This is a genomic window from Ferroplasma sp. (assembly GCF_031200575.1).
Taxonomy (GTDB): domain Archaea; phylum Thermoplasmatota; class Thermoplasmata; order Thermoplasmatales; family Thermoplasmataceae; genus Ferroplasma.
On the sequence record NZ_CP133597.1, the window covers coordinates 958,086 to 979,594 of the forward strand.

24 protein-coding genes are annotated in these 21,509 nt (G+C 38.0%); 12 read left to right on the forward strand and 12 right to left on the reverse strand.

What is annotated here, in order from left to right; translation table 11 throughout:
* Positions 1-2: 2 nt before the first annotated feature.
* Positions 3-686, reverse strand: coding sequence for a class I SAM-dependent methyltransferase (locus RE471_RS05375; RefSeq protein ID WP_309213769.1), 684 nt, complete (start codon positions 684-686; stop codon positions 3-5).
* A 219-nt stretch (positions 687-905) separates the two neighbouring features.
* Here RE471_RS05375 and RE471_RS05380 point away from each other — a divergent pair, with 219 nt between their 5' ends.
* The gene (locus RE471_RS05380) at positions 906-1,214 is read left to right on the forward strand and encodes a Trm112 family protein (protein ID WP_309213771.1); all 309 of its coding nucleotides are present in this window, start codon (positions 906-908) and stop codon (positions 1,212-1,214) included.
* Between the two features lie 32 nt (positions 1,215-1,246).
* Here the strand turns inward: RE471_RS05380 and RE471_RS05385 are convergent, their stop codons facing one another.
* The 5 genes from RE471_RS05385 to RE471_RS05405 form a co-directional block, all read right to left on the reverse strand.
* Positions 1,247-2,545, reverse strand: coding sequence for an MFS transporter (locus RE471_RS05385; protein ID WP_309213773.1), 1,299 nt, complete (start codon positions 2,543-2,545; stop codon positions 1,247-1,249).
* A gap of 117 nt (positions 2,546-2,662) precedes the next feature.
* Positions 2,663-4,102 (reverse strand): cytosine permease, encoded by a 1,440-nt coding sequence (locus RE471_RS05390; protein ID WP_309213774.1) that lies wholly within the window; start codon positions 4,100-4,102, stop codon positions 2,663-2,665.
* 144 nt (positions 4,103-4,246) lie between these two features.
* On the reverse strand, positions 4,247-5,203 hold the full coding sequence (gene coaA / locus RE471_RS05395; protein ID WP_309213775.1) for a type I pantothenate kinase: 957 nt from the start codon (positions 5,201-5,203) through the stop codon (positions 4,247-4,249).
* 54 nt (positions 5,204-5,257) lie between these two features.
* Positions 5,258-5,716, reverse strand: a complete 459-nt coding sequence (locus RE471_RS05400) for a nucleoside 2-deoxyribosyltransferase (RefSeq protein ID WP_309213776.1) — start codon at positions 5,714-5,716, stop codon at positions 5,258-5,260.
* A gap of 37 nt (positions 5,717-5,753) precedes the next feature.
* Entirely contained in the window at positions 5,754-6,623 is an 870-nt protein-coding gene (locus RE471_RS05405; protein WP_309213777.1) for a nucleoside hydrolase, read from the reverse strand.
* Positions 6,624-6,984: 361 nt separating this feature from the next.
* On the opposite strand from RE471_RS05405, the gene fabG reads away from it, so the two are divergent.
* Genes fabG through RE471_RS05425 form a run of 4 tightly spaced genes read left to right on the forward strand, consistent with a single transcriptional unit; the run spans position 6,985 to position 10,729 of the window.
* Entirely contained in the window at positions 6,985-7,701 is a 717-nt protein-coding gene (gene fabG, locus RE471_RS05410; RefSeq protein WP_309213778.1) for a 3-oxoacyl-ACP reductase FabG, read from the forward strand.
* A gap of 5 nt (positions 7,702-7,706) precedes the next feature.
* Positions 7,707-9,242 (forward strand): class I adenylate-forming enzyme family protein, encoded by a 1,536-nt coding sequence (locus RE471_RS05415; protein ID WP_309215740.1) that lies wholly within the window; start codon positions 7,707-7,709, stop codon positions 9,240-9,242.
* Entirely contained in the window at positions 9,239-10,390 is a 1,152-nt protein-coding gene (locus RE471_RS05420; RefSeq protein WP_309213779.1) for a thiolase family protein, read from the forward strand. The genes RE471_RS05415 and RE471_RS05420 overlap by 4 nt, the downstream gene beginning before the upstream one ends.
* On the forward strand, positions 10,391-10,729 hold the full coding sequence (locus tag RE471_RS05425; protein ID WP_309213780.1) for a zinc ribbon domain-containing protein: 339 nt from the start codon (positions 10,391-10,393) through the stop codon (positions 10,727-10,729).
* Between the two features lie 107 nt (positions 10,730-10,836).
* On the opposite strand, the gene RE471_RS05430 is transcribed toward RE471_RS05425, so the two are convergent.
* The 3 genes from RE471_RS05430 to RE471_RS05440 form a co-directional block, all read right to left on the reverse strand.
* Positions 10,837-11,709, reverse strand: coding sequence for an IS110 family transposase (locus tag RE471_RS05430; protein WP_309215741.1), 873 nt, complete (start codon positions 11,707-11,709; stop codon positions 10,837-10,839).
* Positions 11,710-11,901: a hypothetical protein gene (locus RE471_RS05435; RefSeq protein WP_309213781.1), complete on the reverse strand. Its 192-nt coding sequence runs from the start codon at positions 11,899-11,901 to the stop codon at positions 11,710-11,712.
* Positions 11,902-12,158: 257 nt separating this feature from the next.
* Positions 12,159-13,481 carry an APC family permease gene (locus tag RE471_RS05440; RefSeq protein ID WP_309213782.1) on the reverse strand — a complete coding sequence of 441 codons (1,323 nt, stop codon included), beginning with the start codon at positions 13,479-13,481 and terminating at the stop codon, positions 12,159-12,161.
* Between the two features lie 251 nt (positions 13,482-13,732).
* On the opposite strand from RE471_RS05440, the gene RE471_RS05445 reads away from it, so the two are divergent.
* Positions 13,733-13,999 (forward strand): hypothetical protein, encoded by a 267-nt coding sequence (locus tag RE471_RS05445; protein ID WP_309213783.1) that lies wholly within the window; start codon positions 13,733-13,735, stop codon positions 13,997-13,999.
* Positions 14,000-14,046: 47 nt separating this feature from the next.
* Here RE471_RS05445 and RE471_RS05450 read toward each other — a convergent pair whose 3' ends face one another.
* Positions 14,047-14,898, reverse strand: coding sequence for a carbamate kinase (locus RE471_RS05450; protein ID WP_309213784.1), 852 nt, complete (start codon positions 14,896-14,898; stop codon positions 14,047-14,049).
* Between the two features lie 311 nt (positions 14,899-15,209).
* Here RE471_RS05450 and RE471_RS05455 point away from each other — a divergent pair, with 311 nt between their 5' ends.
* The 3 genes from RE471_RS05455 to RE471_RS05465 are packed head-to-tail and all read left to right on the forward strand — an operon-like array spanning position 15,210 to position 18,521.
* Positions 15,210-16,658 carry an MFS transporter gene (locus RE471_RS05455; RefSeq protein WP_309213785.1) on the forward strand — a complete coding sequence of 483 codons (1,449 nt, stop codon included), beginning with the start codon at positions 15,210-15,212 and terminating at the stop codon, positions 16,656-16,658.
* Positions 16,645-17,997 carry a hypothetical protein gene (locus tag RE471_RS05460; RefSeq protein WP_309213786.1) on the forward strand — a complete coding sequence of 451 codons (1,353 nt, stop codon included), beginning with the start codon at positions 16,645-16,647 and terminating at the stop codon, positions 17,995-17,997. Before RE471_RS05455 ends, RE471_RS05460 begins: the two co-directional genes overlap by 14 nt.
* A 29-nt stretch (positions 17,998-18,026) precedes the next feature.
* Positions 18,027-18,521, forward strand: a complete 495-nt coding sequence (locus tag RE471_RS05465; protein WP_309213787.1) for a PadR family transcriptional regulator — start codon at positions 18,027-18,029, stop codon at positions 18,519-18,521.
* Between the two features lie 62 nt (positions 18,522-18,583).
* Here RE471_RS05465 and RE471_RS05470 read toward each other — a convergent pair whose 3' ends face one another.
* On the reverse strand, positions 18,584-18,859 hold the full coding sequence (locus RE471_RS05470) for a hypothetical protein (protein ID WP_309213788.1): 276 nt from the start codon (positions 18,857-18,859) through the stop codon (positions 18,584-18,586).
* A 242-nt stretch (positions 18,860-19,101) separates the two neighbouring features.
* Between RE471_RS05470 and RE471_RS05475 the strand changes: the two genes are divergently transcribed.
* The 3 genes from RE471_RS05475 (at position 19,102) to RE471_RS05485 (ending at position 20,663) form a co-directional block, all read left to right on the forward strand.
* Positions 19,102-19,257 (forward strand): hypothetical protein, encoded by a 156-nt coding sequence (locus RE471_RS05475; RefSeq protein ID WP_309213789.1) that lies wholly within the window; start codon positions 19,102-19,104, stop codon positions 19,255-19,257.
* Positions 19,258-19,267: 10 nt separating this feature from the next.
* Positions 19,268-19,783, forward strand: coding sequence for an RNA 2',3'-cyclic phosphodiesterase (gene thpR / locus RE471_RS05480; protein WP_309213790.1), 516 nt, complete (start codon positions 19,268-19,270; stop codon positions 19,781-19,783).
* Between the two features lie 103 nt (positions 19,784-19,886).
* Positions 19,887-20,663, forward strand: coding sequence for a hypothetical protein (locus RE471_RS05485; protein ID WP_309213792.1), 777 nt, complete (start codon positions 19,887-19,889; stop codon positions 20,661-20,663).
* A gap of 118 nt (positions 20,664-20,781) precedes the next feature.
* Here RE471_RS05485 and RE471_RS05490 read toward each other — a convergent pair whose 3' ends face one another.
* Positions 20,782-21,336 (reverse strand): hypothetical protein, encoded by a 555-nt coding sequence (locus RE471_RS05490; protein WP_309213794.1) that lies wholly within the window; start codon positions 21,334-21,336, stop codon positions 20,782-20,784.
* Between the last annotated feature and the right edge of the window lie 173 nt (positions 21,337-21,509).

The window sequence follows — 21,509 nt, forward strand, 5'->3', positions numbered from 1 at the left end:
GGTTATTTCTTTCTACCTGATATGATATAAACTGTGCCGAATGCTTTTTCCTCAAAAAAGTCCAGTAAAAAATACTTTTCAAAAATTGCTTTTATTTCTGAATTTGTCGGTATCCTTTTGTAAATATAATATATAAACCTGTAATCAGATGGCTTCTCACTGCCAAGTATTGCCATATAGGGTTGAATATACTTCAAATATATGCCTGAAATAAAGCGAAAAAAACGGTTATCAGATTTACCCATGGCTATAATTCCTATTGAGTTTGATGTTACCCTGGCGAATTCCCTCACAACATCTTCAATGTTGTCCGCGGCATGAAGTGCAAAAGTGCTCATTACTGAGTTAAACGATCCGTCCTTGAATGGCAAATTATCGAAGGATGCCAGTACCATATCCCCATTAACTATTGAATTCCTGAGCATATTTTCAGAATAGTCGCTCATAACTGTGTATGCGCTTGAAAACTGCCGGATAGTAAATGTGAGCTCGCCTTTTCCACAGGCAGCGTCCAGTATTTTTTCAGGTTTATAATTTACAATAATATGTTTGGCAATGAATGTTCTCCATTTAATATCCTGAAAGAATGATATATACGCATTTGCCCTGTCATAGCCTTCCGGAATCTTATTGTATATAGAATTTAGCTCCCTGTCAGTAACACCAGTTCCGGCAAATTCTGCCATACATACTTATAAATAATAGGGATATTAATATTTCTTATGCAGAACAGTACTCTTCAAAATCAATTTAATGGGAAACTAGCGCATTTATGTTGTTGAATTTCTCCAATAAAAATATCTCTTTAACAGGTTACCTGATAGTCTCAGGCCTGATCACAGGTTAAACTGCAAACATATACATTGTGAAGAGCAAATATTTATATTCCTGCAGAATACTTACAGATGAATAGTAGATTTTTTGAAGTTTTACAATGCCCGGAATGTGGCAAATCTACCTTTGAAATTTTAGTATTTACAGATAAATCAGGCCAGCGCTATGTTTGGAATGAAAATGGAGATGGCAAAATGGGCACAGAGAATCCACTTGATAATAAAAATGGCATAATCCGGTGCAGCAGTTGCGGATCGTGGTATCCTGTAAAAGACGGCATACCTGTTATGTTACGCCAGGAAATCAGGGATAGGGATAAGGATAAACAATTTTTAGAAACCTATAAAAGATACATACCAGAGGATTTGCAGGTGATTTAAAAATATAATATAGCATATAATTGCAGACTAGGTCACTGATTTATGGGATCAGTGGCTCTATCCTGCTTACCGTAAAGAACAAGCCCGAGTATAAGAATGATGCCTGCAACGTACATCTCCACTATCCAGAGCGTTTTTATATTGATTATATGGGCTGGGGCTGTAAGCAGCACTATTGCAGTCCCCCCAAATATTGCCCCGCCATTGTATATTACCCCTATGGCAGTGGAACGGAACCTCTTGCTGAACGATTCAGCCAGAAAAACGGGAAGCGCAGAGAATATGAGTGCTTCCAGAAACAGTTGAACCGAGAACACCAGCGTAAACATAAACAGATTTGTGGTATATCCGAAGATAACAAATAGTGCTGTAGGCACAGTGAATATTACGGAGAATATTAGCATGGGAATTCTCCTGTCGCTGAAACCCCTGGCCAGTATTCCACCGCTCCATACACCAAGCAGTGAGAAGAAGTTAATCACCAGCAAAGCATATAAAAGCCCTGATCCAAGATTGAGGAAATCATTACTGCCGATAACAGGGTAAAATGAACCTGTAGCGGTATTCATAAACAGTAGCCCTGAAGTAATCATCAACCCAAATGCCACACTTCTTCCATTTTTAAACATTTTTCTGACCGGAGATTTTTCAACCTCATTGCTTTTCTTCATTTCATCAAATACCTTTGTTTCCCTTGAAAGGCGCCTGATAATTAGTGTGATGATCCCAGGGATTATGGACGTAAGCATAAGTATTCTCCATCCGTAGGATGCAAATGCTGCTGTTCCCATGGCACTCAATAAGAGTATTTCTACAAATACGATGAGGAAGTATCCTGTTCCATAGCCTGACTGTACGAACGCTCCAGCCTGCTCTCTTTTATCAGGTCTTACGCTCTCCATGGATAAGGCTGTACCTCCACCGTATTCGGCTCCTGCAAATATTCCATCAAGAAACAGAAGGGCATATAGCAGTATTGGTGATGCAATCCCTGCCTGTGAATATGTTGGAAGGAGGCCGATAGCTGCAGATAGTACTGAAAACCCAACTATGGAAATGCTGAGCATATTCTTTCTTCCCCTTTTATCCCCAATAAAATTTCCCAGAATCGCGGACCCGAAAGATCGTGCTGCGGCCCCAAATGTTACAGGAAGCAGCGTAAGTACCAGTGCCAGATAGCCAAGATATTTTGGGAATATCAGAACGCTCATATAGGAGAATACAAGGAGATATGCAATCGATGTATATCCATCCAGTATCCAGCCACCCCATGCTGCCGTAACCTGCAGTATTTCATTTCCTGTAAATCCCATAAATTTACCATTAGACATAAGAGTTCCTCCTGATGAAATACACGGCATTAAACAGCCATGTTAAAAAACATTACTGAAGTACATTCAAGGATTTATATATACTATATATATTTATTTATAAAAACAAATTAAAAATTAATCTGTTTCGAAATCGGCATAATTTATATTCTCACTGTATGATTCCCCTGTGTTTATATGCCTGGAAGTGTATCCATAGTATACCACTATGTAGATTAATAGCCCTATCAGGGATCCAAACAGGGCCTCCGGGAAATAATTGAATATGAAATCATATGGGCCTATCCCGAATATGGCAATTACGGTTCCTATCAGTGCAGGGATGAGTGCATCCACCCTAAAATTCATAAAAATTGATTTCGGTATGCTGTAGTAATCACCCATCTTTGTGGTATGCCTTAAATGTACAAACCAGTCGAATATTAATATGAATGTAAATGGAAATATAATTGCCGCCAGGGTATCAATAAAGGTCTCTATGTGTGCCAGAATTCCCCCTATTGCCAGTATAATTCCGCCAGTCCCCAGAAGAATTGTTGCTATGGGCTGGGCCAGTTTCTCGTTTGCTTTCTTTCTAAATACTGGTTGCAGGGCTGCCAGAAGATCTGCCGTGGCAGGGTATAAATTCATGGCATTTGTATGAATTATGGCCAGGGACACCCCCAGAGCTGCAATGAATACAACTATGCCAAAAAGTCCGTGAAGCCCCGGGAAGGTTAGAACAGCTATATTCCAGCCCGTGTTAGGATCCACACTGTTTCCCACCAGGCCTATAAGCCCCATTAGTAATACTGGAATCATAATCCCCACAGGGCTGGAGATAAAATATCTGAACCGCTTTGATGCTGAATCCTTGTCTGAATATGGATACCCGAATCTGGTCTGTGTCGAAATTTTATAGGACCATGCAAGTATGGAAAAACCCAGTAGAAAATTCAGGGCGCCTCCCCAGGTGAAAGCCCCTATGGGATGCATCAGCAAGGAGAAATTAATTTTATATGATGTGAGAAGGAAATACGCCAGAATAATATAACTTACAATTAGAACTGGAGCACTATACCTGAAGAAGTACTCCAGCCATTTTGCCCCAAACAGTACAAGGACAACCTGGACTATTCCCATTATCACATACCAGATTATTATATTTGAATGGGTTAAACCACTTATAATTGCTGCTCCAACAGTATCGTTCAAACCGAAGAATCCAAGATTCAAAAATGTAAAAACAAGGGAATATGCCCCTGATGTCATGAACCCGTATGTTTTTCTTGAAACTACTAAGGATGGGACCGGGATCTGACGTCCCATCTCCGCCACAAGCCCGGCTGGTATAATACCTATAAGCAGGGCCAGCACTATGGCAATAGTTGCGAATGGAATGCCCATATTATACAGCTCCAATCCAACAATAGGGGTAAGGGCAGAGGCACTGGCCATTGCCCAGAATATAAGGATTTTCCTTGAGGACATTGTCCTGGCACTATTTGGTATTGGGTTAACTCCAACAACTTCCAGCCTGTGTTCCACAACTTCATTGTCAAAACTCTTAACTACCATAAAAGGGCAAAATAAATGTATATTTAAATATACCTGTTAAAAGATCATTACCCTTTTGATATCCCGGGAGAACCCCTGAGTAACCATGCTGTGGCGACTTTCCATACCTATCCCTCCTTAGTGAAATTTTATATTTATAAAAATCTAGAGCTTCTTCATCATTATTTTCTCGATGCTGTGGTCCCTTCCCTTCTCAATAATCAATTCTGCCCTGTATCTCGTCTTAACGATATTCTCCTCATAATTTTTACCGTTAATGCTGTCCCATATATTTGATGCAGTTTCAAGGGCTTCTTCACGGGTAAACCTTGAATATTTTTGAAAATAGGAATTTTTATCCCTGAATGCAGTATCCATGAGCATGAAGAACCGTTCTATGAACCATTGCTTGATATACTCAACATTTGAGTCGATGAATATAGAAAAATCCAGAAAATCTGAAACATATATCTGGTTCGCTGTTTTAGAATGATCTATCTGCAGTATATTCAGCCCCTCCAGTATTAGTATATCCGGATTCACAATTTCCTGTTTTTCCTCCAGTATATCATATTTCAGATGTGAATACACAGGAATCTTTATACTGGATTTTCCAGATTTAATATCAACCAGAAAACCTATGAGTTTCTGCATATCATAACTTTCAGGGAATCCCTTTCTTTCCATGAGCCCCTCTTCCATGAGCCTTGCATTGCTTTTTAGAAAATTATCAGTGGAAACTATATAAATTCTGTATCCTGGATTGATTCTTTCCAGAAGGGTCTTAAGTAATCTAGACGTAGTACTCTTGCCAACTGCCACGCTTCCTGTAACCCCTATGATGAAAGGCATCTTATCAGGATTAATGCCTATAAATCTGTTCCTTTCCATATACAGGTTTCTATTATTATTGATAGAAATATCAAGCAACCTTGTTATGGGAAAGTAAAAATCCCTTACCTCTGATTCTGTAATTTTATCATTCAGGGCAAGGACTTTTTTCACATCATCTGCGGAAAGTTTGATATCAAGATTTCCACGCCTCTGTGCCCATTGATCGCGATTAAACGCAAGATAGAGGCTGGAACGTATCTTCCCCTGGGAAACCAGCGTTTCATCCATACTCTCAAATGGTTAAAGAGTATTTAAATCATCCAGCTAAGGAGCTATTGTTTTTCAAAAATTGCGCTTGATATCATTTTTTATTTTCCCAAGAAGCACGTCGAGGTCATTCCAGTTGCGTACTATGCCATGGGAAAGGGAATGATCCAGCATGAGGTTGTTCTGCCCTGTAGCAAAGGTTCTGGTATCAGTCTGAAAACCTATGCAAATTTTTCCGTATGCATAGGCCATGCCAAGTTCCACACATGCTCCTTCGTCAGGGACCCTTCCATCCATTACCATAAGCAGGGCAGAGGAATCCTTAAGGGCGCTGACATCCCGCTCAAAAACTCTTTTGCTGGTTTCCGGCCATAATTCAGGATCTTTAAGAAGCATTTCGTCCTCGCCTCCATCCCGCTGTGGGAGATATGTTGTAAATCCTCTATCTTCCAGAAATTTTGATACAGTTTCATTGAATCTGATCTCCATTTCATTGAAAAGGGGGGCAGAAATGTAAATATCATATCTTTTCATAGGAATAAATACCCAGCAATATTAAAGATTTTCCGGCTCACAGGTATAAAACTCCTATTATATCCCTGTGATATGTGGCATAGTCAATTTCTGTGGCAATGCGATGCATTGATTTAACAGTTTCATCTATGGAAGTGACACCATTATGGTCAACCATTATCCTGCCACTTATGAATCTGAATGCCTCGGAATTTACGGCAGCGTAGGCCGCAATCGGATCATGGAGTTCATAGCTTCCATGCTTTTCCAGCATAAACTCTGTTGCCTTTACAGTAAAATCAGTCACACTATTGCCTACCCGGGCATTTAAGGAAGTTTTTATTGATAGGTTGGGGTTCATAGTCAGGTCAAGAGGTACAACGGTTATTTTAACGTCAAGGCCGAAAACAATTTTCGCCGCCTCCGGGTCATAGAATATATTGAATTCGGATTCTCCCATATTCCCCTTTCCCCAGGGGGTTACACCAAATGCGCCTCCCATGATGGTTATATCTATTACATTTTTCTGGATGTCCTGGTCAAGCCTGAAAAGAAGACCTAAGGATGTGAGTGGCGATGTGCATATAATCCTGTATTTTCCATGTTTGAGTGCCTCGTACATGTGGACAATTCCATTTTCCTTGTCCTGGAACGGGGCATCAGGAAATTTATAGCAGGCAAGTCCATTCTTGCCATGGAAGTCTTCATAATAGTGTGGTTTTATTAGGGGAGTGTAAGAACCGGGATACACAGGACAACCGAATTCAAGAATATTGGCTATGCCCACGGTATTTCTGTATGTATTTTCAAGTAATGAATTTCCAGACTGTGCTACAATAAATTCTGGTACTATTCCGTGCCTTTTAAGAAGTATCATTGCCATGGCATCATCAACACCTGTATCAACAATTAGAATTATCTTATCCATAAGCTGTCATAAGCATTAGATAAAAATAGTTTATTGTCAAAAATAGGTGTTAATCATTAGTATCATATATCAACATATGCTTATTTCAGAGAAATTCATCAGCATGGGTGGATTAGTGTAGGTTTAGTATAATATTAATATCAACCTCTTATTTGTTAATTCCCGGCATAAACTGGTCTTCTAAAATACGGTATGCATACTGCAAATACGTTGACATGTAAACATAAATCTTATTAATAGGGTTAATAATACTTTTTGGAATTTCATGGAATATACAAAAAATTAATTTTCACTGGCGTATGATGCCTATGAAAATATTATATTCTTATATGGTTTTAAGTTAACGTAGGTGTTAATATTAATGAAAACAATAATTGTAACAGGTTCCAATCGGGGCATCGGGCATTCCATTGCTGAATACCTTGCAAGAAAGCATTATGGAATTATAATGGTTGATTATGACAACTCTATCACTGAAACCGGGGCCAAAATGAATGAATTATACGGAAATATACAGGGCATACAGTGTGACGTTTCAAGTTACGAAAAGTGTGAGGAAGCATTTTCAAAAATCGGCAGGCATGAGATATACGGCATAGTAAACAATGCCGGAATCAACAGGGATGTAATGTTCAAAAATATGACATATGAACAGTGGGATGCTGTTATAAAAACAGATCTTTACAGTATGTTCAATGTTACCAAACAATTCGTCAACTCTATGATTGAAAACAAGTCAGGAAGAATCGTAAATGTATCCTCAGCCAGCTGGAATGGTAATATCGGCCAGGCAAATTATTCATCCGCAAAGGCAGGGGTAATAGGATTCACCAAAACTCTTGCAAGGGAACTGGGGAAATATGGCATAACATCCAATGCTGTGGTTCCGGGGTTTATCAAAACACCCATGACCGATGCAATGCCTGACAAAATCAAGGAAAAATTTATAGAAAAAATACCCTTAAAACGCATAGGAACTCCAGAAGACGTTGCAAACGCTGTAGAATTCCTAATGAGAGAGGAAAGTAGCTATATTAATGGTATCCTGCTTGATGTTGGAGGGGGAATGATTCTGTGAAAACAATGCTCGAAGTTATAAAGGAAAAGAAGGGTGAACTGCCCCTCATTCATTATTTTGGCACTGTCATTACATACAATGATTTCGAAGAATACACCAATGAGATTGCTGCACAGATTTCTGTATACTGTGATCCTGGTGATACTGTGGCTATAATTGCGGAAAATATACCACAATTTTCTATGGTACAGTATGCCGCATGGAAGAACTCATGTGTGTTCATCCCACTGAGCCCTATTGATTCACAGGCTGAAATAATTTCAAAGCTCGAGTTTACAAAAACACATATGGTCATAATAGGAAGTGAGTTCAGGGAGAAATTCTCAGAGATAAAATCATTGAATGGCATGCATATACTATATACCTCTGCGGAGACGTTTGGAAATATCCCTATGGAACTGAAAGGGAAATTTATCCGTGAGCAACAGATTGAAGAACTGGCCATAAGAAAAAAAGCTGTCTTCCAGGCATGTAATCCTGATCCTGAAGACATTGCCATGCTGGTATTCACATCTGGCACAAGTGGCAGGCAGAAGGCCGCAGTAATCAGGCACAAGAACATATACGCAGCATCGTATATTTATAAGGAGTGGTATGATGTATCAGTGAAAGATAAAAACCTCTGCATTGCTCCGTTTTTCCATATTACCGGGCTAATATTCGGCATATCCCTTACTGTAATTTCAGGATCATCAATGGTCATGACCTATAGATTCGATGCCATGAACACTCTTGAAACCTTAGAGTCGGAAAAGCCAACGATAACGATGTTCGTGGCAACCGCCTACAGGGCAATGTTGAATTCATGGTCAGATATTCCTGATATAAAAACCAGGGTTGCCTCCATGAGGCTATGGTCTGCAGGGGGAATGCCCATGCCGCTTAAAACCCAGCATGACTGGAGGTCCATGACAGGAAAATGGATTTATATGGCATACGGTTTGACTGAAAGCACATCACCAGTGGCATTGTGGGAATATCCTTACTCAGGAGATTTGATAACCCACAACGGTGTTCTTACAGCAGGAAAGCCTGTTTATTATACAAGATTATTCCGTGCGAGGGATGGGGAATTAAACGTATCCGGTCCACAGATCGTGGATTCCTATTTCAACAATCCGGAGGATACAGCGAAATCATTCGGCAAAAAGGGATTGAAAACAGGAGATATATGTTACATTGATAAGGACGGTTATGTGTTTATAATTGACAGGAAAAAGGATCTTATAGATGTTTCCGGCTATAAAGTAGTGCCGGCAGAGGTTGAAGGAGTTATAAGGAAAAACCCCTATGTGGAAGATGCAGTGGTTATAGGAGAACCTGACGAGTATAAAGGCGAGGTCCCTGTTGCATATATCAAGCTCAATGAGGGAATAACATCCTATGAAAACATCAAAGAAGATATCATGGCAAGCTGCAGACAAGAACTTGCAAGATACAAGGTTCCCGCATCAATTATATTTGTCCGTGAGATGCCATTGAACGCATCCGGAAAAATCAAGAGATCCGGAATAAAGGCAATGGAGGTTGTTTACAGATGATTAGTGGATTTGCTGAGGCAGTGTACAAGAATTACAATGGGAGTGTATACGATTTGATGGATGAAGCCCTGGGAAAAGCCCTGGAAATGGCAGGCCTGGAAAGAAAAGATCTTGATGGATTCATGACGACATTCCTGCCTGGCGTATTTGATGGAAACATATATATGCATTTTTTCCCGGATCAGATCTGCGGCTATCTTGGAATTACACCGAAATACATAGATTCCCTGGATTATGGTGGCCCATCTGTTTTATCAGCATTATGGAGGGCCGAACGGTTAATAAAAGATGGAGTGGCTGAGAATATTCTTCTGTTATTCGGTGGAAAGGGTTCCGATGTAAGGAAAAGAAAGCAGACAGTGGATTCATTTGAAAAACTCTATCCCGAGATAACAAACACACCATACAGGCATTTAATTAATCTTTACAACAGCATGAACCCGGTTTCAGACTATGCACTGGTCGCGGAAAGGCATAAAAAAATTTATGGGTCAACCGATACCCAGAGGGCTGAATTAATTGTAAAACAGAGGAAAAACGCAAACAGATCAGGATATGCAATGTTTACAGGAGAGCTATCTTTAGAAGATGTTCTAAATTCACCAGTAATATCATCTCCATTGCATCTGCTGGAAATAGTATACCCGGTGGATGGTTTCCATGCGTTCATTGTATCCAATAAGCCTGGAAAACTAAGGGGAATAAGAATACAGAATTACGGCGAAGCGCATCAGAGCTTCCTGCCGCCTGAAATTGATGATATAACCCTTACACCTGCAGCTGAAAGTACCAAAAATTTCAGGAGGGAAATAGCAAAATGCGACTTTTATGAACTTTATGATTCGTTCAGCATTACTGTAATGCTACAGCTGGAAAATACCGGCATAGTACCAAAAGGGCAATCCGGAAAATTCATTGAAAAAAATTCAATATCAGTGGACGGTGATTTACCGCTAAATACCGGTGGAGGAAGTATCAACCGCGGACAGCCTGCATACATGAGTGGCAGTGTTCTTCTGTATGAAGCCCTTTTGCAGATGAATGAAATGGCGGACGGGAACCAGGTAAAAAGCCCGGGAAAGGTATTTATCAACGGGATAGGTGGATGGTACAGGAACCATTCGGTTTCATTAATTCTGGGTGATTGAATGAAAGTAGACGATTTATATAATGAATATGACAAAATATTCGCCAGCAATAAGATGCCGTTCATAAAATGCAAGACATGCGATAAAGCCTATTATTACCCAAGGAACGTGTGCCCGTTTTGCGGCTCCAGCAATATAGAAATAATGATATCATCAGGTACTGGAGAAATTTATTCCTGCACAGAATTCAAAGGTGGATTTTATGGCATAATAAAATTTCCGGAAGGTTTCGGTGCGTATATGAATATTGACGGGGATAATATTGTAATTGGGAGAAATGTCATCATTAAATTTCGGGAAATAGGTGGAAAAATTCTTCCATATGCATATGTTGATTGATGATCTTATACAGTAATCTGATCCTCAATATTTGTCCATTATTTCTTAAACACATCGTATAATACCGTCAAAATCATTTATATTTTCCTACTATGAAAAACCTGTACTTAACAATCTTTTATGCCTCCTCGGTATATTAAATTTGCTGAATCGTCATGCACCTTAACATTGCCTGCAAGTTTATTCATGTTGTTTTTTTTCTTCAATGATAGTTCTTCAAGCCTCTTGAAGTACAGTTCATCAGGATTGACTGTTCCCTCTCTTTCCTTTTCAATGTATCTTACATTGTTCTTTAGCATTGAATAAATTGTTTCTGCTAATATTCTTGCTATGACTATTATAGGTCTCTTCTTCTCCAATCTTCTTACTATGCTCAGATACTTGGTTCTGAACTTCTTTGTAAACCTTATAAGTGAATGTGCTGTTTCGACTAAAAAGAACCTCAATAATGGTGATCCATGCTTTGTTATATGTCCCTTTACTATTGTTTCACCTGATGAATGCTCACCGGGTATTAAACCCGTATATGATGCAAATTTAAGTTTATTCTCGAATCTGTTGATTGTTCCTATTTCTGATAGTATTCCTGCTGCTGTGTAGAAGTTTATTCCTGGAATTGTCATCAATAATTTTATATTATCACTGCTGTTTGCTATTGAAGATATTTCTGTTTCTATTTTCTTTTCCCTTAATCCTTTCTTTCCGAATGGGTCTGTAGCTTTTATTATTATTCCGTATGATGTTAATAATGCATGTATTTTATTCTTTTTTAAAGTTATTTCTTCACCAAGGGAATGTCTGTACCTTACCAGAGACCTTATATTCTCTATATCTTCCGATGGAACATATATCTCCTTCATTCCTCCCTTTCTGAATACATCTGCAAGCTGGAATGAATCCTCCCTGTCTGTCTTCTTAAAATTGTTAGCTATTTCAGGTACCTTCGCAGGATTTATCAGGTGTATTTTATAACCTAAAATTTATAACTCCTTGCTGAGATATTTGCCTGATGTAGATGATTCTATTACAATATCATGATCCTTGCAATTCAATAAAAACCCATTGACTGCATCCATATTATTCTCCATATTCCTCTGGACAATAATAGTACCGTTATCCTCCATTACAGTCCCGTATACGGAACGTTTATGTACATCCAAGCCAATTACCATTTAATCACCTCTAATGATTCTGTGAGAGTTAAAATCGTAGACTCGACAAACTCCTATTCACCTTATTAAATATTAATGAGGTATGAAATCGAGTCTAAGGGCGGCTATTCTTTAGGACGGCCTTAAAGGTCAGGAAATATAACAACCGCCTCCGATTCTCACAGCTATCTCGTCATATAGCTGAGGCAAAATAAGGTTTTTCATGATTTCCTTATATATTCTCCAGTATTGCTATCGGGTTTTATTTATTCAGATCATTATTTGAATAATTCTTCTTTAACTACCTTATCCCGTTTGAATTCTATCAGGAAGTAATAAAGCATGAACAGTATCAGGATTATAATTACACCTATGTCAAGAGCCTCTCTGGGCATACCGTATATAAATAAAATAAGTAAAACTATTCCTGCTATGGTCGTATAAGGATACAGTGGAGTCGTAAATGTTCCGGATTTTTTTATCCTCCTGAAATGTATTAAAGCGAAACTGGTTACTAGATATGAAAGCAAAAGTCCAAAATTGCTAATTGCGGCGATTATATAGATATTTCCTGAGAAAAGCATTATAATCCCTATCATGGACGAAGTTATTACACCGTTGACAGAAACGTCCTTTTTTGGATTGAATTTCCTGAAAAATTTAGGAAGAAGTTTATTTTCACCGATCTGGTAAAGTACTCTTGATGACGTCATTATCATGGCAAGTGTGGCAGAGGTTGTGGCTATCAATGCACCTACAATTACTATTATATAAAGTGAATATGGTGCGTGAACATAACCCAGTGCAAATGCCAGAGGGTCAGCGGATATAGTAAACTTTGAAGCGGGAACCATTAACATTAATGCAACAACGACAAGTATATAGAATATCATGCTGATAGCTACAGATAATACTATTGCCTTTGCAGCCTTATTCGCCCCTCCCTTGACATCTGATGTGAGTGTTGATATTGATTGGAATCCAGAGTATGCAAAAAATACAGCTATGCTTGCAGCAAATATTGCATTGATATTATCCTTCGCAGGAGGCACTGTGAAGTTTGAAATATTCAGTGTTTTAGTGGAGTATGCAAGTACAATAGCTGAAATAACAAAGATTGTCAATATTCCGAGTTTTACTATTACCAGATAAAAATCAGCCTTTGCTGCCTTTTTAACACCGACTATGTTAACAATAGATAACACAAAAATCAGTATAATTGCAAAAACAATGGGGAAATATCCATAGTGAAGGCCCACGAGGCTACCGAGGTAAGATCCAAATCCCAGCGCTATGGCAGCTATGGCAGTGGAAAAACTGAAATACAGCAATATTCCTGTTATAAATCCCATCTCACTGCCGAATGCTTCGAAAATGTACGAGAATGAAGCGCCCTTAGCATGTGGCATCATGGATCCAAGTTCTCCGAATTCCATGGCAATAATAATTGCCAGAACTCCCACAAGGGCGAACGCAAGCAGTGCATTGGCTCCAGCCAGTGCTATTGTTGTACCACTTAAGACAAATATGCCAGCGCCGATAATTGCACCGAGTCCAACTGCAGTTGCTACAGGAAGGCTTATCAACTTTTTTTCTGCCATTATATTCCCCTATTTGCATTTTGCTTTTAATGGTATATACTAGTTTTAATTGTTTTTAAATCTGAATGGTGCGGCTCTTATGGTATATATTTCAATAATATATTTATTCCGCTATGATGTGGAGAACGCCAATCCTCTGGTAAAAATACTTAAATACTCAATTGGATTAATTATCTATGGAATTATTCTATTTTAGATCTTTTGATAGAACTATCGGTGTAGCCTGTGATGTCCCGAGTCTGTACTATGAAATGAAATGTCAGGTGCTATATGATAAACCGGCCATAGACTATCATGTTAAAGAGGGACACATATCTATGTGGCTTGATTATATAGGCGAGCATGAGCTTGCTGAGAGTATAAGAACTCAGAATGTAACAGATGCAGTGCTAGATACACTGAAGCAGAAAGTAAAAGACAGTAAAGGTAACAGATCTATGAAAGGCGAAATGCAACATGGGCCCGGTCATCGGGGAAAGAAAGGAGTACGTAAACATAAAGAAGAACTGAATCTTTAGTTATATTTATTTGTCTGGCCAGATTTTAAAGAATAGTCTAGTTTTCATCACTCTATCACAGTACCTGTATCCATAGTTTTTATATTGTCAATGGAAGTTATACAGACTCTCTTGCCCCCTCTCTGCAAGAATTTGAGTGCGGCCAGAATTTTTGGCCTTATTGTGCCTTCTTCAAAGTTTATTTTATTATAATAATTGAGCATATTACTGTATCCAATTTTATTAATTGCCCCAGTTTTACTGGCAAAATCAAGATATACATTTTTCACATCAGTAATGATGATGAAATCCTCTGCCCCTATGAGCGTACCTATGAGAGCTGAGCTCAAGTCCTTATCAACAACGCCATCGAATTCAGTATATCCATTAGACCTCTTTTCAACAGGTATTCCGCCACCACCGACTGCAATGGGTATATAACCATTCGACATGAGATATGTTACGGAATCCTTTTCAAGTATACTCACCGGTTCAGGCGATTTAACCATCTTCCGGTATCCCTTTCCAATTTCCATTGCATATGAATCATCAATTTTATGATCGTAAAATGCGCCTATAGGTTTCATCGTGTAGACGTTTTGATTAATGACTGTATGGGATAAAATGGGCACAGCTGGCTTACTAAGGACATCCCTATCTATTAGATTTTGATATGCGGTCGAAATAACATGCAGCAAAAAACCCTGTGACATTGCCCCGCAGATGCTGAGGGAATAGGATGTTTTTTCAAATATTTCCCCAACCTGTGGCCCATTACCATATGTTATTACAGATTCGTTGTTATTTAGAATGTATGCAAGCCGAGAAAATGTTTCAGTTGCCTTCTCTATCTGATCTTTGATGGAGGATTTCCCATTATCAAGCGCATTTCCTCCCAAAGCAATAACGGTTTTTCTCAAATAACCACCTGATTATTATTTCAATTATACAGTTTATTATTTTATTATATTATTATGTGAGCGAACAAAGCGTAAATACGGCTGTATCATTTTCAGATTTTAATTTTTTCTGTAAAGACGATATTCACTGGTATTATATAATGTTCCTCTACCTTACATATATCCTAAATTTTTTGTCCATTGATGCCGGATATTAGGATTATTGTGCCATTTAGAGCATTTAAGTTTATTTTTCTTTGGTCAGAAATATGAATTTTTCATATACAAAGATAATTTATTTATACTAATTAGACATGTCTAATAAGACATATATGGAAGAGCTTAAGAAAAGTGATGTATACAGGATTGTTGCCCTTATGGCATTTGCAGGAACGTTGATAGTCTACGTTGAAACAATGATTGTTCCTGCTATTCCTGTCTTTATTACTTTTTTCAATACTACATATAATAACGTTTCATGGATTCTTACTGCCTATCTAATAACAGGAACTGTTGCTGCTGGAATATTTGGAAAACTCGGTGATGTATTCGGAAAGAGAAAGGTATTTCTGATACTGTCCTTTATTTATGCAGTTTCCGTATCAATGGGTGGTTTTGCAACAACTCTGGATGAGCTTGTAGCAATACGTGTTATACAGGGCATAGGCTTCGGGATGTATCCTCTGGCGTATGCTATAATCAATGATGTTGTTCCAAAGTCTAAACTGGCACTGGCGCAGGGATTAATGAGTGCAACATTCGCTGTAGGAGCAGGAATTGCTCTTGTGTTAGGTGCATATATTACCGAAGCATACAGCTGGGAATGGTCATTCCATACTATTGCACCGGTAGCTTTTGCCCTATTCATTCTTTCCTATTTCTTTTTGAAGGATGCAGCGGCGCCTATAAAGGAGAAAATCGATATAACAGGAGTAGTAATCATGGCATCAGCACTTGTGTCTTTAATATTCGCACTATCTGAGGGCAATCAGTACGGCTGGGCATCACCCCTGATTTTATTCCTTTTTATATTTTCAGCCGTGGCTTTTTATTTATTTGTTATTTATGAACTTCGCAGTAAAGATACATTCATTGATATGCGTTTGTTGAAAACCAGGAATATACTGATTGCCAATTTTGTGGGACTCTTTACCATGGCCGGTATGTACTTCCTGTTCTTTACAGTTCCAACCCTACTGCAGGATCCTGCACCCAGTGGCTTCGGAAGGTCTATTCTTGAATCAGGATTGATTATGCTGCCGGCAACGATACTTGCGATGTTGTTTGCCCCGGTAGCTGCCCGTGTGACCGACTTCAAGGGGCCAAAAATGTCAATACTTATCGGTCTGTTGGTTAGTTTCGGTGCATTTTTGCTGCTTTTGGTGCATAGGGGTTCAGTCATGGATATAATCGAAGCAGCAACAATACTCGGTTCAGGGTTTTCCTTTGTACTTGTAGGCATAATCAATCTGCTGCTTATTTCAACACCGAAATCGAAGGCAGGTGAAGCTACCGGGCTAAATACAGTATTCAGGGAACTTGGCATGACCGTAGCACCGGCAATCGGTGGTACATATGAAACAATATTTTCTGTAAAAATAATAATAGGTCTGATACCATACAGGTTTAACGGATTCCCTTTTATTCCCGTTACCTACGGATTCCCCTCACAAATTGCATACAATTTTACGTATATAACAGGAATCATATTTCTGCTTTTTGCCGTGCTGATCACGCTCCTGATAAAGGATAAAAATGGTGATAAAAATGAAAACATATAAAAAAATAATAACTGGACTAATAATAATGTCTATGATAATGCTGGCTATTGGGGCATCTGGAATAACATTCTCCGGGAACGGCCCGGATGTTGCTTCACCAGACACCTCTTACAATAATGATATGGCAGTAACGTCTGTATCATGGTTCTCACCTAATTCTACAGAGCTGCCTGCTCCAGGAAGTAATGGAGTACCCCTTTATGTTACATTCACATCCTATATAACAATAACTGATGCGAATGTGTCACTCAATCTTTCTGCATATAAATCTCCACTCTCATATGCATACATAAGTGGTCAGAATTATAATGTAAGGACATATAATATCATACCGGAAATAGAGCAGGGACATTCCTATACAATCATGCAGCTTGTAAATATCAGCAAAGAAAGCAAATATCAGTATTATGATGAAAATATAACATACAGCAATACAACAATTTCAGGAAGTACAACATTTGCCATCCCAGTGGGGCATCCTCAGATAGGCCTTATTTCATATGTTACTAATCCACCGGTGATATACCAGACTGAGAAATTCATAAAACTTACAGCATACACAGAAAACACAGGGACGTCCGCAATGAAGAATGTTAATGTTAACATAACTTCGAAGGATTACAAAATTGTATCACCTGTACAGTATTCTATTGCCTACTACCCGGCAGGAAAACTCATGAATTTTACATTCTACATTAATGCGAAGAATGTTACCGGAAATGCGCCGGTTGAGCTACATATTAATAACAGCACGTACACCCTGAATACCGTTATACATAGCAATGGAAAGAACGGTTTATCCGTGTCAGTCCTGAAAAAATCACTTGTTTCAGACACAAAAAAACAGATAATGATATTTTATCTCAATGATACTGGTAACAGAACATATCTGGATCTTCAGATTCATATGTTATCCCCAAGTATAATATCTATACACGTCTCCTCTTCAAATCCACTGGGCGCCTTGACAGCAAATAATGTAACATTCGCCCAGATTAAACCCGGGGAAAGCATCACTGTTACCTATGTGGTAGATACCTCATCTGTCCCATCAGGAAATTATCCAGTACAGATGCTGGTAGAGTATCATTTCAACAACACTGCCGAAACCTTTGATAAAGTGTATACCTATAATCAGAAAATTGTTCCCACCACAACAGAGCAGGTTGAAAACACAATGGTGGAGCCACTGTATGCAGGCCTGGCCTCCATTATAATAGTAATACTTATTTCTATCGCAGGCATTGCAGTGCACTCAAAAAGGAAATCAAGAGATATGGAAAATAAGAAGCATGCCAAAAATCAGGAAAAGAAGAGTGATTCTAAAAAGAATGAATAAATTTTTTAACTTTATAGGAATTGATTTATATGAACGATTACTCCCTGCGTATACTCTACATACTCAACCTCAAAGAAATGACCGGATATGGATTATCAAAGCAACTTTTTAATTCAGCAACAGGAAAAAATATTTCCAATGGGGCTCTGATACCTGTACTAAACCGCCTCATGGCGGATAATTTTATTACATTCAATATACGTAAAGGAAAGAAGTATTACTTGCTTACAGATAAGGGTAAAAAATTTGTCAGCAATGTACTTGACCTCAATGAGGAGGTCAGGGATCAGGCTATTTTTGATGCAATTGATCGTGAATTCCCATATATTAATGTATTTACAGATATAGGTGATTACAATGTTCTGAAAGAGTTGATAAGAGAAATTGGCCATCCAATTATTGAAATAATAAGGCAGGTGTTCTATCTCAGAAAGAATGGAGATGAAGAAGCCATTGACAATATAAAGAAAATGCTACAAAATGTACTGGATGAGGCCAGAGAAAGAAATATTAACAAAAAATAATTAAGGGGATTTCAGGCATATTCGCATCATTATAGTAAGATTATATGGTATACATATTGGATTTAAATTTCTGATAATAAATCTATAAGTTTTTTAATAGAATCACCTTCCTTAACAGATGCATTCAGGTCAAATTCAGCCTTAATTGCCAGTTCCTTATTTCCTGCTGGTATGAGAAAGTAGGCCATCTGATTGTTACCCAAAAGTATAATTTTATCCTTTGTGATCTTGCCCGTGGTTTTATCTTTATATGAATATCTTATGAACTTTCCAGAATCAACATAAATTCTTTCTTCAAGCTTTCCGGATTTAGTCTTAGTTTCATATGGTTCAGCCATGTAGATTAATATGTGTGTCCTATAAATACGTTATCTACTGTATGATATTTTACTCAATCTGTGTGCAACACCGAACTTGATTTATTCTAACACCTCACTCTCAGCCTTCATTTCCCATGTCAGAGATGAAGGAGTAATTCATAAATCCACAACTAATCCAAAAGTAAATGTTATCTTAAACATCGTTCCTTATTATAGTTTTAAAGCAATAGAATTTTATTCTCCAATTTCATTACACATTTATGGTAGCGAAAGTAACAGAATTCAAAGGTCATAAGGTATTGACGTTGATGAATAGTGAGGAGGACAAATATCCATTTACATTCGGAGTGGCAAAGGCGAAGTTAATTATGGCCAATCTTGATGAGATAAAAAAGTTTATTGAAGAAAACCAATAACTAATAAATTATGAGGATGTTTATAGCATCACATATAAGGATAACTCCTGAAATAGAATCCCTTGTAAAGTCGCTTTCCAGTAATAAGAACCTGAAGGTTACTGCACTAAATAATTTTCATCTTACATATTTGTTCCTTGGGGACATCAGTTCAAAAGAGTCAGACCGTGTGGCTGATGAAATAAAGAAAATTTCCGGTGTTAAGTTCACTGTAAAAATTTCAGGCATAACAGCATTTCCTGATATTAATCATCCACGGGTTATAGTCCTTGTTCTGAAAAGCGAATTTTTAAGTGAAATTTATAATTCTATTTTAAGACTTTTACCAGAATATGAAAACAGTAACCAAAAATTCCTTCCACACATAACTATTGCACGGGCCAGGAAATCTGGAGTTGGATTAGGGATATTAAGTCCTGCAGTTCCTGATGGGGCGCTAACCATAGATAATCTATGCTTGATTAAAAGCGTTCTGACCCGTGAAGGGCCAGTATACCAAAGCGTTTACTGTAAAAAATTCAAATAATCATGGATTATTTTAATACAATGAATTGTTTTAAATGTCAAACCTTATTTTGTAATACAGTAGGCGTTGGTTATATTTATTAGTGATTTTGCCATTTGAAAGTATGGTACTAGAAAGGCTTTATGTAATTCCGCATGGAGATGAGATAATAGATATGCCGGACAGGGAAAGCAAAGAAATGCATGATAAAATAATAGAGATAACCAGGGACGATAATTCAGATTCAATAATAGTTCTGACCCCTCACGGGATGACACTCTCAAGCGGAATACCAATAATCAACACTGAAAATCTTTACGGAGAGTATTCGACTAAAACAGCAAAACTGGTTAGTAAGCATAAAACCGACAAGGAAATTGTCAGAAACATAGCTGCAGAATTCGGAAAAGAGATGGTTACGGTAAATTTTGCCACATCATCGGGTCCTCTATCTGTATTTCCAGAGGATTTTGGAACAATAATTCCATTAACCTTCTTCGGCAATCAAAAAATAAGCATAATATCACAGCCCAGAATATCAGATACAGAGAAGCTCATGAGACTTGGAAGAAATATCTGGAATACTGTAGATAGTATGGACATCAAAATAAGTGTTATATTCAGCGCAGACCAGGCACACACCCATAGCAAATCAGGTCCATATGGATTTTCTGAGTATGCCAAACTCTATGAAGACAGAATTAGAGGATATTTTGAACGTGGTTCTTTGCAGGGCCTGGAAAACATGGAACAGGGCATGGTTGTGGAGGCAAAGCCAGACAGTTACTGGAATATGGTAATTCTTAATGGATTCCTGAAAAGCTCTGGAATGCAGGTTACCATGGATTATCATTATGTTGAAAATTATTTTGGCATGATGCTTGCGCATGGGATAAAATAGGATGAACTCACCCACCTGCCTGCTGCATCTACGCGGGTGTATATCTAATTCGTAGATATTTATAGTAAAATTACCTATATTTTCCTATTTAAACTGTGTTTCCTTATATAGTAAAAATTCAGTAACCATAACCTGTTCCCGAAGATGATGAAGAATATGTTTTGCCAGACATGGATGCCATGGCAGATTTGGCCAATTTCTCAGTTACACTAACGGAAGTCCCGTGCCATGCCACCACAAATAACATATTCCCTTTGTATCCAAATGCAGTATTATTGTTCACGACTGTATATAAAAATCCAAGATAAGATATGTTTACAGCATTTGAATTCTTTATGCCTGTGTCAGCACTAATAAATATGGTTTTATATAATGCCTTAGCCTTGTTTGTTGAATTTGCATGGGCTTCAATTATTGTTACAAATGGAACCGGTGAGCCATTTATCGTTTTATTGAAGTATAGTGTTTCCTCTTTGCTTATATTCGATGCTGGCCCACCAACTATAACCTTTGATTCATTAAGTTTTGAGTTGTTTCCCATGTCTGTGTATATGGAACTGGAAGATGGAAACCCAAAGTGTGGACTGCTGTCAATCAAATAATATGAGACCCCGCCAGCTATCACAATTACCACAACAATAACCACTATAACATATTTGAATTTTCTTTCCATATCACTCAAAGATTTAACCTGAATATAAATAAAAACATTTATTTCACTTCCAGGAAGTAAATGGTGCATAAATTTAATTTATATGTCACAGTTTATTTTAATTTTTATCTGCACGCCTGAGGAATTAGCCGGAACAGAAGTTAACATGTTTCTGTATTTATATCTCAGAATCC